Origin of the sequence: Sphingomonas sp. CFBP 13733, from assembly GCF_014841795.1 — a bacterium.
GTDB lineage: Bacteria > Pseudomonadota > Alphaproteobacteria > Sphingomonadales > Sphingomonadaceae > Sphingomonas > Sphingomonas aerolata.
In genome coordinates this window covers 17,017-29,241 of record NZ_JACYUP010000006.1, presented here as the reverse complement: position 1 = coordinate 29,241, position 12,225 = coordinate 17,017, and the positions used below count along the sequence as shown (strand labels likewise).

Here is a 12,225-nt window from a genome sequence, read left to right as displayed (position 1 = left end):
TCCTGACGAAAGTCAGGACCCAGAGTAACGAACGCTCCGTCCTGTTACTCTGGGTCCTGGGTCAAGCCCAGGATGACGATCGTTTACGCCCGGACCTCTTTCGCGATGCCGTCGAGCAGACCGTTGACGAAGCCCGATTCGCGCTTGTCGTAAAAGGCGTGCGCGACGTCGACATATTCGCTGATTACCGCGGCGACCGGCACGTCCTTGCGCGCCAGCAGTTCGTAGGTGCCGACGCGGATGATCGCCTTCATCGGCTTGTCGAGGCGGGCGAGCGTCCAGCCCTTGGCGAGCTTGCCCTCGATCAGCAGATCGATCTCGCCGCTGCGGGCATTCGCGCCGGTCACGAGGTCGTCGAAGAAATCGACGTCCGCCTCGGCATATTCGACGTCTTCGATCGTCGCGCCGAGCCGGTGCTGGTGGAATTCGTTGAGCAGGACGGGCATCGCGGTCCCCTCCATTTCATGCTGGTAGGTCGCCTGGACGGCGGCGAGTCGCGCGGCGGCGCGTGCCTTGGTGCGGGGAGCGGTTCTGGACATAAGCGGTTGCCTGTACGCGCGGGGGGGCTGCGTGTCAGCCCTTCGCGTTTCTTACGCGTGGGGGCGTGAAGAAGATTGGTTCGCGCGGAGGCCCGGAGGCGCGGAGGTGTCGACCTTGCCGCGCAGCGGCCCTCCAATCACCCGCTGATGATGATCGGAGCGGCTGCGCCGTATATAACATCTCCGCGCCTCCGCGCCTCCGCGCGAACAAAAATCAGTGGTTGAGGCGAAGCCGCAGCGCCACCGATTTTGCGTGGGCCGGCAAACCCTCGGCGTTGGCGAGTGCGACGGTGGCGGGGCCGAGTTCGCGCAAGGCGGCTTCGTCGAGCGCGAGGAAGCTGGTGCGCTTCATGAAGTCGAGCACCGACAACCCGCTGGCGAACCGCGCGCGGCGGCCGGTCGGCAGGACGTGGTTCGGACCCGCGACGTAATCGCCGATCGCCTCGGGGGTGTAGCGGCCGAGGAACACCGAGCCCGCATGGCGGACGCGGTCGAAAAAGCCCTGCGGGTCCGGAATCGCGAGCTGGAGATGCTCGGCGGCAAGCCGGTCGACCAGCGGGATCGCGTCCGCCAGCGTGTCGACGACGATGATCGCGCCGTTCGCATCCCAGGCGACGCGCGCGACCGCCTCGGTGGCGAGCGCGCTGAGCTGGCGATCGACCGCGGCGGCGACCTTGTCGGCGAACGCCGCGTCGTCAGTGAAGAGGATCGACTGGGTGGTGACGTCGTGCTCGGCCTGGCTGAGCAGGTCGGCGGCGGTCCATTCGGGGTCGTTCAGCGCGTCCGCGACGACGACGATTTCGGAGGGCCCTGCGACCATGTCGATGCCGACGACGCCGTAAACCTGGCGCTTGGCCTCCGCGACCCAGGCGTTGCCGGGGCCGGTGATGACGTCGACGGGCGCGATCCGGCCGGCGCCGTAAGCGAGCGCGGCGACGGCCTGCGCACCACCGACACGCCAGACCTCGTCGACGCCCGCGAGATGCGCGGCGGCGAGGACGAGCGGGTTGATCTGGCCGTCCGGCGTCGGCGTGACCATGGCGAGCCGGCCGACGCCTGCGACCTTGGCGGGGATCGCGTTCATCAGCAGCGACGAGGGATAGGCGGCGCGACCGCCGGGGACATAGATGCCCGCGGCGTCGACCGGGAGCCAGCGGGCGCCGAGCCGGACACCCGCGGAATCGACCGAGTCGCTGTCGAGCGGGCGCTGCTTCTCGTGATACGCCCGGATGCGCGCGGCGGCGAGTTCGAGCGCGGTGCGCAGCTCGGGCTCGAGCGCGTCGAACGCGGTCTTGCAGTCGGCGGCGTCGATCTGCCAGCCGGTCGCTTCGAGGTCGTGGCGATCGTGCTTCTGCGTGAGGTCGCGCAGCGCGGTCTCGCCGTCGCGGCGGACGGACGCGATGATCGCGGCGACGTCCTGCGTGACGCCTGCGTCCGATTCGCGGCGGTCCTCGACGAGCGCGGTGAAGCGGTCGGCGAAGTCGGCGTCGGTGGTGGAAAGGCGGATCATGCGGCCTGCTCCTGCTCGACGGCGCGGCGGAACGCCTCGACCAGCGGCACCACCCGTGCGCGCGTCTTCATCGCGGCGCGGTTGACGACCAGACGGCTGGTGACGTCCATGATCCGCTCGACCTCGACCAGGCCGTTTTCCTTGAGCGTGCGGCCCGACGAGACGAGGTCGACGATGCGCGGCGCGAGGCCGAGCGTCGGGGCGAGCTCCATCGCGCCGTTCAGCTTCACGCATTCGGCCTGGACGCCGCGGGCGGCGAAATGCGCGGCGGTGACGTGCGGATATTTGGTCGCGACGCGGACATGGCTCCAGCCGCGCGGATCGTCCTTCGCCGCCATTGCGGTGGGCTCGGCGACCGACAGGCGGCAATAACCGATGCCGAGATCGACCGGGGCATAGAGTTCGGAATAGCCGAATTCCGCGATCACGTCCGAGCCGACGATGCCGAGCTGCGCCGCGCCGTGCGCGACGAAGGTGGCGACATCGAACGCGCGGACGCGGATCAGCGAGATGTCGGGGTCGTTGGTCGCGAAGCGGAGCGCGCGGCTGTCTTCGTCCGAAAACGCCGCTTCGGGATGGATGCCGGCGCGGGCGAGCAGCGGCAAAGCCTCGGCGAGGATACGTCCCTTCGGGACGGCGATGATGATCTGGGAGTCTGGCACGCGCCGGGCTTTACGATCGGGCTGGGGAGGGTGCAACCGGATCGCCCCGATCGCCACAACAATACGGCCCGGGATCGCTCCCGGGCCGTCGTGGCGGCTTAGTAGAAGAAGCCGTTGTTGACCTGTGCGACGCGACCGTTGCGCGTGTCGACCAGGACGACGTCGCGGCCATAGCGGACCCAGCGCTGATAGCCGAAGCCCGGGCGCGGCAGGCGATAGGTCTGGTAGTCGTTGATCCAGTAGTTGCGGCCATAATATTGCGGCGCGAACCGGTGGCCGACGTTGATCGGGCGATAACGATAGCCGCGCGGGCCGACATAGGCCGGACGACGATAGACGTTGGCGTGGCTGCGGCGATAGTCACGCCAGTCCTCGCGACGCTCCTGACGGTCTTCGCGCAGCTCGCGGCGGGCATCGCGGACGTCGCCGCGGTCGCCGAAACGGCGCGCCTGCTGAAGTTCGCGCTGGCTCTGACGCACTTCACGGTCGCTGCGGCGGACTTCGCCATAGCTCTGCGCGGTGGCGAACGTGGGAACCAAGGTGGCGGCGGCTACGGCCGCGAGGATCAACTTACGCATGACTGCTCTCCTGTCTTCGTCGCCGTATCAAACGGCATGACAGGGGATTTGCTCCCCGGCCGCTGAACGGTTTCAGAATGCGGTGGTCAGGATTCAGACAGGTGGCGGCTACGCCTTCCACCACTTTCGTCATCGTGACAAAAGTCAGGATCCAGGTTTACTGAAGACAGTCTCCTGCGACTCTGGATCCTGACTTTCGTCAGGATGACGAGGAGTGGGCGGTCAGATCCCCCAGCGGCGCATTGCGGCGATCACCGCGTCGGGCTTTTCCCAGGGGACGAAATGGCCCGCATCGACCTTCTCGATCGTCAGCTCGGGGACATAGTCGGCAAGATCGAGCTGGCTCGGCAGCAGCGCGGTGTCGCGCATGCCCCAGATCACCAGGACCGGCATCTTCATCGGCGGGAAGGGTGCGTCGAGAAAGGCGGGGCGGGGCGGGGTCTCGTCCATCGCGGGGACGACGATCGCGCTGGCGCGGTACCAGTTGAGCATCGCGGTCATCGCGCCGGGCTGTGACCATTCGTCGAGATAGGCGGCCTTGTCCTTGCCCGCGATCGCCTGAGTCACGTGATGCGCGAAGGTCGAGCCGAGGAATTTCTCGAGGCCCGTGCCGGTGAGGCCCTGGTCGATACTCGTGTCGCGGAAGCGGCGGATATACTGGCTCGCCTTGCGCTGTTCGGGATCGTCGAAGATCGTCCGCTGGAAGACGAGCGGGTGGGGGGCGTTGACGATCACCAGCCGTTCGATCCGGTCGGGATGCTGGAGCGCGGCCATCCAGGCGACCGCGCCGCCCCAGTCATGCCCGACCAGCGTGAAGCGGTCGATCTTGAGCTGATCGGCGAGTGCGAGCAGATCGGCGACGATCTTGTCGGGGGTGTAATTGGCGACGCCCTCGGGCTTCGACGAGCGCGCATAGCCGCGCTGGTCGGGGGCGATGACATAATGGTCGCGCGCGAGGTCGGGGGCGATGTGGCGCCAGGTGCGGTGCGATTCGGGGAAGCCGTGGAGGAGGATGACGGGCGGGTTGGCGGGATCGCCGCTGATCGAGACGTCGAGGTCGACGCCGGTGGATAGTCGGAGGCTCTGCAGCTCGGTCATGTCTCTCTCCCGCGTGGTGCCCCGGATCTGGCCGGGGGTCGATATGGTCTGCACCGATAGGGGGAGTGTGCGGTACCGCGCAGGGCGGGACAAGGGCCGGATCCATTTTGCGATCCTCCCCCTGGCGGGGGAGGATCTATCTGCGGGTCAGGGGTAGCTGACCGTCTTGGGTATCGCCGGGATCTCGATCCGTTCCTTCTCGTCGCCGGGGACCTTCGGGAAATTGCCCGCATTCCAGTCGCGTTTCGCCTGTTCGATCCGGTCGCGGTTCGAGCTGACGAAGTTCCACCAGACGTGGCGCGGCGTCGTGAACGCATCGCCGCCGCACAGCATCGCCCGCCCGCCGCTCGCCGATCGCAGCGTCGCGGCGATGCCGGGGCGCAGGACGTAGAGCACCTGCGGCTCGAGCGGCACGCCCTCCAGCGTCGCCTCGCCCATCGCGAGATAGACCGCGCGCTCCTCCGCGGCCGCGTCGATCGGCACGCTCGCGCCGGGATCGAGCGCGATGTCGGCGTAGATCGTGCCCGAATAGGTCGTGGTCGGCGCGCTCTGGCCCCACAGACTCCCCATGATGATCCGCGAGCGCGCGCCGTGCGCCTCGATCACCGGCAATTGCGCCTTGGTGACGTGTTCGAACGCGGGATCGATCTCCTCGACCGCCTCGGGCAACGCCAGCCATGTCTGGATACCCGACAGGTTCGGCCCGCCGGCGCGCTCGTCGCCGGGCGAGCGTTCGGAATGGACGATGCCGTGACCCGCGGTCATCAGATTGACCGCGCCGGGTTCGATCCGCGCCTTCGTACCGAGCGAATCGCGATGGTCGATCGCGCCGTCGAACAGATAGGTGACGGTCGACAGGTTGATGTGGGGATGCGGGCGCACGTCGATGCCCGTACCGACCTCGAGATGTGCGGGGCCCATCTGGTCGAAGAACAGGAACGGGCCGACCATCGTCCGCTCCTTGTTCGGCAGGGTGCGGTGGACCTTGAAGCCGCCCAGATCATGCGTCGAGGGCAGGATGGTCTGGAGGACGAAATCATCCAGCATGGCGTGTCTCCGTGGCGTCGAGGAGTTCGACGAGGTCCGCTGGATAGAGGACTTCGTCATGCCCCGCGATGTCGTTTCGGGAAAACCAGCGGTGACCGACGAGCAGCTTGCGCTCCTGATCGGTGAGCCCGCCTGCCGCGACGTCGCACGTATCCACGTCGACGCGGAAATAGCGTTCGTCGGCGGTCACCTCGACGCCCTCGAAGGTGCGGAAGTCGACGACGCGGCGTGCGACCTCGGGGCCGCAATCCATGTCGAGCCCCACCTCTTCCCACAATTCGCGACGGGCGGCGGCGGCATAGCTCTCGCCCGGATCGACCGCGCCACCCGGCGTGCACCAGAGCGGCGGGCGATCGTCGGGGGTGAAGCGGAACATCAGCACGCGGTCCTGCGCATCGACGAGCAGGATGCGCGCGGCGGGGCGGGGGGTTCTCACAGCCCGAGGCACCTCCCCGGCGAAGGCCGGGGTCCAGTTGGAAAGGTCGATATCGCGAAGGGCTGCCCATCGTTATGCCTGTCCCCCAACTGGACCCCGGCCTTCGCCGGGGAGGTGTTGGATGTCGGGAAGCGACCAAGGCTCATGCGGCGTCGAGTTCGGGATAGTGGCGGAAGATGCCGTCGGTGTTGAACGCGATCCGCCGGGCGCTGTTCAGATAGGCCCTGATCGCGGGGATCTCGGCGACCTGGTCGCGGATTCGGATCAGGTTGGGATAGTCGGGTTCGAGTGTGCGCATCCGCTGCGGAAACATGTAGCGAAGCCCCTCGACGATCTGAAACAGCGAGGTATCGGCATAGGTCCAGCGATGGTCGATCAGCCATTCGCCCGGATTGGCCTGTGCCGCATCGTCGAAGTGACCGAGGAATTTGGGCAGGCGCTCCTCGCGGAACTGCTTCGCGGCGCGCGCGGCCTCGGGCTTCTGGTCGGCGTAATAGTCCATCATCGCGACCGGATGGTGGACGTTGTGGACCTCCGCGACGAGATCGGCGAACGTCAGCTGCAGCTGGTTGAGCCACAGCCGATCGGCCATGTTCGATGGCGCGAGGTCGTGGCGTTCGCCCAGATACATCAGGATGTTGGCGACCTGTGCGATCACCAGACCATTAAGTTCGAGATAGGGCGGGGCGAAGGGCGTGCGGCCGGTGCGGTCGTTCAGATCGGCCATCAGCGCCTCGGCACCGCGATCGTGCGCCGCATCCGTATAGGGAATCTCGCCGCCCTCAAGCGCAAGCCGGACGAACTCGCCGCGGCCCTGAAGGCCGGGCCAGTACCAGAGCGTATAGGCCATCATGCCTCTCCAGGCGCGCGCGCCTTGATCGCGAGCGCGTGGATCTGCGTGCTGAGCAGTTCGGCGAGCGCGTGGTTCACGAGGCGTTGCCGGGCGACGCGGTTAAGCCCTTGGAACGCCGGTGCTTCCACCTCGACACGGAAATGCGTCTCGCCGGTGCCGTCGTCCCCCATATGTCCGGCATGCAGCGCGCTCTCGTTGACGACGGTCAGATGGGTCGGGGCGAGCGCGGCGGTGAGGCGCGCGGTGATCTGGTCCTGTACGGAGCCGGTGGCGAGGTCTGTCATCCGACCTATATAGCCCGTTTTGGATAGACGGGGAGCCGGTGACGCAAGACGCGAGAAAAGAGCGCAAGGACCGGCCCAGCCCCCGTTTCCACGGGCGCGTGGAGGGCAGCGGACGTGTGTGCATGTGGCCGGGCTGCGCCGAACCCGGCGAATTCCGCGCGCCGCCGCTCGAGGGGCCGAGCGATGGCGGGCCGCCGCAGTTCCGCTGGTTCTGCCTCGAGCATGTCCGCGCGTTCAACGCAGGCTATAATTATTTCGACGGGATGACCGCGGACGAGATCCATCATGCGCAGCGGCCGATGGCGGGATGGGAACGCGAGACCCGGGCCTTTGCGCATGGCGGCGGCGACACGCCCCCCAAATGGGCGGACTTTGCCGACCCGATCGATGCGATCGGCGCGCGGTTCGGCGAGCGGATGGCGGCGGGTTTCGGGGGGGCGCGCAAGGACGGCCGCGTGCTGTCCGATGGCGAGCGGCGATCGCTGCGCGTGCTGGGGCTGGGGACCGACACCGACCGCACCGCGCTGCGCAAACGCTATAGCGAGCTGGTGCGGCGCTATCATCCCGACCGCAATGGCGGGGACCGGGCGCATGAATCGGAGTTGCAGAAGGTGATCGCCGCCTATCAGCATCTGAAGGGGGCGGCGGCGTTCGCCTGACGGGTCAGGGGGTGGGGAAGCTTGCCCCGTCCCTGGTGCCATGCGCGGTCTCGCGGTCATAGGCGACATGATAGGCATCGAACCCGGCCAATACGGCCTGCGCGGCGGCGTCCGCGGTCCGGCAGGTCGCCCGCCGGACCGCGGCCAGGATCTCGCCGCGGTGGCGATAGGTGTAGCGGACATGCCCCGCCTCGTGCCGGGCGAGCGCCGCGGCATAGCGGTCCCAATCGGCGCGCTCGGCGGCGGTCAGCCGGGCGGTCGCGGCGAGTTGCGGCATGCGCACGGTCGCCTTGTAGCGGATCGTCGCCGCCGCAAGATCGCAGCCGCCGTGTCTGGTTCGCGGCCAGGACCAGCGCAGGTCCCAGCTGCTCAGCGCATCGACCCGGCGGCCGTCATGCGCATCGGTCGGCCGGGCGGCGTCGATTGCGCGGCGGACCGCCATCGCATCGCCGCCATCGACCGGGTAATAGTCGATCGTCACGTCCGGTATTCCGGCAAACGCTAGGTTAGCGTGCGCGCTCGACTGGCTGGTGATCGCCGCGATCGCGAGCAGCGCGACGAGGGGCCGGATCGGCAGGGCGTGGTCACGCATCGGCCCAGCGACGGAGCAGATTGTGATAGACGCCGGTCAGTCGGATCGTCGCCGGGTCACTCATCCCTTGCGCCGCGGCGACCGCCTGTACGCCCTGATCGAGATCGAACAGGATCCGGCGCGCGCCGTCGTCACGGACCATCGACTGCAGCCAGAAGAACGACGCGGTCCGCACGCCGCGCGTCACCGGCGTCACCCGGTGCAGGCTGGAGGCGGGATAGACCACCATGTGCCCGGCGGGCAGCTTGACCGATTGCGGCCCGAACTGATCCTCGATCACCAGTTCGCCGCCGTCGTAGTCGGCGGGGTCCTCGAGAAAGAGCGTCGCCGACAGGTCGCTGCGGATCCGGAAATCGCTGCCGCGGCGGATACGGATCGCGGAGTCGACGTGCAGCCCGAAATCCTGCCCGCCGGCATAGCGGTTGAACAGCGGCGGGAAGACCTTCAGCGGCAGCGCGGCGGCGATGAACAGCGCCGACTGCCCCAGCGCGTCGAGGATCATGCCGCCGGCGTCCCTCGCCGCGGCGGACTCCTCGGGCAATTGCTCGTTGCGCTTGGCGAGCGCGCTTTGCACGCCCGAGGTCGCGTTGCCGTCGACCCACTCGGCCGCGTCGATCAGCGCACGGACCCGCGCGACGCCGGCGGAATCGAGCACGTCTGGAACCGCGATCAGCACTGCGCGCCCTCCCGCAACGCCGCGACGCCGCGCGTGCGGAACGCCGCGATGTCGCTGGCCGCGAGAAACGCCTGCGCCTTCGTCACGAACGCGGCGTTGCCTCGCGCGCCGGCCTGTTCGAGCCAGCCGAGCGCGGCGTCGATCTCGCCCGCCGCACCGAGCATCCGCGCATGGTTGAAACAGCCGCGGAAATCGCCGCCCTCTGCCGCGCTGGCATAGCAGGCCGCGGCACGCGCGAGGTCGCGGGGGCAGCCCCAGCCATCCTCGGCGAAGCTGCCGACGAAGTTGATTGCCTTCGCGCTGGCAAGCCCCGTGTTCATCGCCGCAACCCTCTCCAGCAAGGCGAGCGCGGCCGGCCTGTCCTCGGGCACGCCGTCGCCCAGCGCCAGCAGCGTCGCGTAATTGTACATCGCCCAGTCGAGCCCGCGCGCAGCCGCGACCCGGTAGCATTCGGCCGCGCGCGCCTTGTCGACCGGCGTGCCCCAGCCGAGATCATAGCAGCGCCCGACCATGTTGAGCGCCATCACGTGATGCTGCGCCGCCGCCCTGACGAACCAGGCCAGGGCGGCAGCCGGATCGGCCGCGACGCTGGCACCGTCGAGCAGCATCTGCCCGTACACCGCCTGTGCCTCCGCCACGCCGGCGTCTGCCGCCTCGCGCACGAACGCCGCGCGCTCCTCCGGACTGCCGGAGAGGCGCGCGGCGATGGCGTCGGGCGAAAGTGTGTCTAGCGCCGTCACTCTGGCCCTCAGAACCGCAGGTTGACCGTGCCGAACACCGTACGGCCCGCGGCGAGCGTGGCATAGTGGTTGGCATAGGTCTGCGAGAAATAGGTCTTGTTGGTCAGGTTCTGCGCGTTGACGCTGAGGTCGATCATGTCGGTCAGCTTGTAGCTGGCCCGGGCATCGAACCGCCAGTAACCGGGCGTGCTGCGGGTGAGGACCTTGGTCGCGGGGGTTACAGTGACGACGCCCGCCGCAGTCTGTCGCGCGGCGCGATTGTCCGCATAGCCGCCGATCTGTTCGTCCATGTACAGCGCGGTCCCGCCGATCTGCAGCCGGCGAGTCACATCGACATTGGTCGTCGCGGTGAAGCTGTTCTTCGCGGTCTGCGGCACCTGCTTGCCGGTGTTGACCGACACGACGCCGGTGGTCCGCGCTGGCTGGACGACGGTCGTCACCCCGTTCGCGGTCGTCGTGATCGCGGGGGCGGTCAGCGTCGTGAAGCCGCCGTCGATGATCTTCGGGTCGAGATGCGTGAACCCGCCGAAGACGGTCCAGCCGGGGAGGATCGTGCCGCTGACGTTGAACTCGAACCCGCGGATCCGTGTCTCGCCAATGAACGATGCGGTGTTCGTGTCGTCGAGCACGCGCGCGTTGGAAATCTCCGTCTGGAACACCGCCGCGCCGAGCTGCAGCTTCTCGGCGAACAGGCTCGCCTTGGCGCCGACCTCGTAGGACTTGGTCTTTTGCGGCTTCAACAGCCCGAGCACTGCGACGGTGATCGCGTTATCCTCGCGGCCTTCGCCGAGCAGGCTGTTCGGCGGCGTCGCGGCGGTCGCGTAGCTCGCATAGAGGCTGGTTTCGGGGGTCGGCTTGAAGACGAGCCCTGCTTGCCAGTTGAAGAGGTTGTCGACGCGCGTGAGCTTCGTCTGCGTTGCGCCCGGCAGCGTGATCGTCGATTCGAACCGGTCGTAACGCGCACCCAGGTTCAGGATCAGTGCGGGGATCAGCGTGATCGAATCGAACGCGTAGACCGCTTTGGTATTGGCGTCGTTCTGCGTTTCGGTGGACAGCGCGCCCCGTGCGATCGGGGTCTGCGTCGTCGACGTGTCGCTCGCGTAGTTGACCCATGGCGCATAGGGATCCGGATCGAACAGGCTGACGCAATAGGAGCGCGCGATCGTCGCCGTGTTGCAGCGTGGCGAGATCGTCGAGCCGTTCGCCGACACGAACGTGCCGCGCCGCGTCTTTTCCCACGAAAGCTCGGTGCCGAGCGAGAAGCTGTGCTCGATGCCGCCGGTATTGAATTTGCCGTACAGGTCGGTCTGGTCGACGATGCTTTCGCTATAGCCGTAGCGCGTGTTGCCGCGCGTCCAGACATAGCCGCCATTGGTCACGTTCGCGCCCGTATTGGTCGCGGTGGTGCCATAGACATTGCCCTGGCTGTCGTCGGGGAGGGTGAAGATGAAGCTTTGCGTGCTGTGCGTGTAGCGTGCGGTGTTGCGCAGCGTGATGCCGCCGAAATCATGCTCGACGCGGATCGTCGCCTGGTTGGTGTCGGCGTCGCGGAAGTCGCGCGCGGCCAGCCCGTAGAAGTTTTTCCGGGAGACAAAGCCGGTCTGGCCCCCCGCGGTCGTCACGGTCCCGAGCGCGGGCCCTGTCGTGACGCTGCCGGTGCCGGGGTGATTGTTGATCGTGTAGAGATAGGGGATGCCGCTGTCGGGCAGTTCGCTGCTTTCCATGTGATAGAAGCTCGCGGTCAGCCGGGTCGGCGTGCCGAGCCCGATCGCGACGGAGGGCGCCACGCCCCAGCGCTTCTGCCAGATCGCATCACGGCCCGCGACGTCCTGGTCGTGCCACATGCCCTGGATCCGGAACGCCGCGGTGTCGGAGATCTTGAGGTTCAGGTCGCCGGTGACGCGCTTATAGTCCGCCTCGCCATAGCTGCCGCTGAGCGATCCGAACGTGTCGAGCACGGGCAGGCGCGACAGGATGTTGATCGTGCCGCCCGCCGAGCCGCGGCCGCCGAGCGTCGAATCGGACCCGCGGACGATCTGGACTGACTCCACCGCGAACACCTCGCGCGTCTGCGAGGCGAGGTCGCGGACACCGTCGACGAAGATGCTGCCCTGGCTGTCGAACCCGCGGATGAAGGGGCGGTCGCCGATCGGATTGCCGCCCTCCGCGGCGCCGAAGGTGATGCCGGGCACGGTGCGCAGCGCATCCGCGAGGCTGTTCGATCCGGTCTGTTCGATCACCTCCTTGGGCAGGACGATGATCGAGCGCGGGGTATCGACCAGCGGCGCGACCTGTTTCGGGCCGGCGTCGCGTTCGCGGTGGCCGTTGACCAGGATCTCGTCGCGGTGCTGCACGTCGGCCGTATCCGTCGGGGTGGCCTTGGGCGTCGCCGTCGTCCGGTCGGCATCGGCGGCGAGCGCCGGCGCGGTCGTGAAGGCACCGATGCAGGACAGGGCCAGAAAGGCGGGCATCGTGGCAGGACGCGGCGCGACGCCCCGCGGCGAAACAGTCGACATAGTGAAACCCCTTTTGCTCTTGAAGTATCGCTATT

14 protein-coding genes are annotated in these 12,225 nt (G+C 67.9%); 1 reads left to right on the top strand and 13 read right to left on the bottom strand.

From position 1 onward, the window contains the following. Positions 1-83 precede the first annotated feature (83 nt). The 9 genes from nusB to IFT71_RS17165 form a co-directional block, all read right to left on the bottom strand. Positions 84-539, bottom strand: coding sequence for a transcription antitermination factor NusB (gene nusB / locus IFT71_RS17205; RefSeq protein ID WP_031396492.1), 456 nt, complete (start codon positions 537-539; stop codon positions 84-86). 214 nt (positions 540-753) lie between these two features. Continuing rightward, on the bottom strand, positions 754-2,049 hold the full coding sequence (gene hisD, locus IFT71_RS17200; RefSeq protein ID WP_192142477.1) for a histidinol dehydrogenase: 1,296 nt from the start codon (positions 2,047-2,049) through the stop codon (positions 754-756). Continuing rightward, positions 2,046-2,711: an ATP phosphoribosyltransferase gene (gene hisG / locus IFT71_RS17195; RefSeq protein ID WP_166747068.1), complete on the bottom strand. Its 666-nt coding sequence runs from the start codon at positions 2,709-2,711 to the stop codon at positions 2,046-2,048. The genes hisD and hisG overlap by 4 nt, the downstream gene beginning before the upstream one ends. 98 nt (positions 2,712-2,809) lie before the next feature. Beyond that, a complete protein-coding gene (locus tag IFT71_RS17190; RefSeq protein ID WP_037530847.1) occupies positions 2,810-3,289 on the bottom strand; it encodes an RcnB family protein in 480 nt (159 codons plus the stop codon). Between the two features lie 222 nt (positions 3,290-3,511). After that, positions 3,512-4,387, bottom strand: coding sequence for an alpha/beta fold hydrolase (locus tag IFT71_RS17185; RefSeq protein WP_192142475.1), 876 nt, complete (start codon positions 4,385-4,387; stop codon positions 3,512-3,514). A gap of 147 nt (positions 4,388-4,534) precedes the next feature. Beyond that, positions 4,535-5,434: a pirin family protein gene (locus IFT71_RS17180; RefSeq protein ID WP_183936763.1), complete on the bottom strand. Its 900-nt coding sequence runs from the start codon at positions 5,432-5,434 to the stop codon at positions 4,535-4,537. Next, a complete protein-coding gene (locus tag IFT71_RS17175) occupies positions 5,424-5,870 on the bottom strand; it encodes an NUDIX hydrolase (RefSeq protein WP_056408949.1) in 447 nt (148 codons plus the stop codon). Before IFT71_RS17175 ends, IFT71_RS17180 begins: the two co-directional genes overlap by 11 nt. Positions 5,871-6,012: 142 nt before the next feature. Further along, positions 6,013-6,720, bottom strand: coding sequence for a glutathione S-transferase (locus tag IFT71_RS17170; RefSeq protein WP_192142471.1), 708 nt, complete (start codon positions 6,718-6,720; stop codon positions 6,013-6,015). Further along, positions 6,720-7,007, bottom strand: coding sequence for a BolA family protein (locus tag IFT71_RS17165; protein ID WP_031396501.1), 288 nt, complete (start codon positions 7,005-7,007; stop codon positions 6,720-6,722). The genes IFT71_RS17170 and IFT71_RS17165 overlap by 1 nt, the downstream gene beginning before the upstream one ends. A gap of 122 nt (positions 7,008-7,129) precedes the next feature. Here IFT71_RS17165 and IFT71_RS17160 point away from each other — a divergent pair, with 122 nt between their 5' ends. Then, positions 7,130-7,666: a J domain-containing protein gene (locus IFT71_RS17160; RefSeq protein WP_183936760.1), complete on the top strand. Its 537-nt coding sequence runs from the start codon at positions 7,130-7,132 to the stop codon at positions 7,664-7,666. A gap of 4 nt (positions 7,667-7,670) precedes the next feature. Here the strand turns inward: IFT71_RS17160 and IFT71_RS17155 are convergent, their stop codons facing one another. Genes IFT71_RS17155 through IFT71_RS17140 form a run of 4 tightly spaced genes read right to left on the bottom strand, consistent with a single transcriptional unit; the run spans position 7,671 to position 12,190 of the window. Then, positions 7,671-8,258 (bottom strand): DUF922 domain-containing protein, encoded by a 588-nt coding sequence (locus IFT71_RS17155; RefSeq protein WP_192142469.1) that lies wholly within the window; start codon positions 8,256-8,258, stop codon positions 7,671-7,673. Next, complete coding sequence (locus IFT71_RS21595) at positions 8,251-8,934, bottom strand: Fe2+-dependent dioxygenase (protein WP_192142467.1); 684 nt, start codon at positions 8,932-8,934, stop codon at positions 8,251-8,253. Before IFT71_RS21595 ends, IFT71_RS17155 begins: the two co-directional genes overlap by 8 nt. Next, positions 8,928-9,674: an SEL1-like repeat protein gene (locus tag IFT71_RS21590; RefSeq protein ID WP_192142465.1), complete on the bottom strand. Its 747-nt coding sequence runs from the start codon at positions 9,672-9,674 to the stop codon at positions 8,928-8,930. Before IFT71_RS21590 ends, IFT71_RS21595 begins: the two co-directional genes overlap by 7 nt. 8 nt (positions 9,675-9,682) lie before the next feature. After that, a complete protein-coding gene (locus IFT71_RS17140; RefSeq protein ID WP_192142464.1) occupies positions 9,683-12,190 on the bottom strand; it encodes a TonB-dependent receptor in 2,508 nt (835 codons plus the stop codon). Positions 12,191-12,225: the final 35 nt, after the last annotated feature.

Coding starts and splice junctions, on each gene's coding strand:
- nusB (WP_031396492.1), bottom strand. CDS start 539: ATGTCCAGAACCGCTCCCCGCACCAAGGCACGCGCCGCCGCGCGACTC.
- hisD (WP_192142477.1), bottom strand. CDS start 2,049: ATGATCCGCCTTTCCACCACCGACGCCGACTTCGCCGACCGCTTCACC.
- IFT71_RS17190 (WP_037530847.1), bottom strand. CDS start 3,289: ATGCGTAAGTTGATCCTCGCGGCCGTAGCCGCCGCCACCTTGGTTCCC.
- IFT71_RS17185 (WP_192142475.1), bottom strand. CDS start 4,387: ATGACCGAGCTGCAGAGCCTCCGACTATCCACCGGCGTCGACCTCGAC.
- IFT71_RS17180 (WP_183936763.1), bottom strand. CDS start 5,434: ATGCTGGATGATTTCGTCCTCCAGACCATCCTGCCCTCGACGCATGAT.
- IFT71_RS17170 (WP_192142471.1), bottom strand. CDS start 6,720: ATGGCCTATACGCTCTGGTACTGGCCCGGCCTTCAGGGCCGCGGCGAG.
- IFT71_RS17165 (WP_031396501.1), bottom strand. CDS start 7,007: ATGACAGACCTCGCCACCGGCTCCGTACAGGACCAGATCACCGCGCGC.
- IFT71_RS17160 (WP_183936760.1), top strand. CDS start 7,130: ATGTGGCCGGGCTGCGCCGAACCCGGCGAATTCCGCGCGCCGCCGCTC.
- IFT71_RS17155 (WP_192142469.1), bottom strand. CDS start 8,258: ATGCGTGACCACGCCCTGCCGATCCGGCCCCTCGTCGCGCTGCTCGCG.
- IFT71_RS17140 (WP_192142464.1), bottom strand. CDS start 12,190: ATGTCGACTGTTTCGCCGCGGGGCGTCGCGCCGCGTCCTGCCACGATG.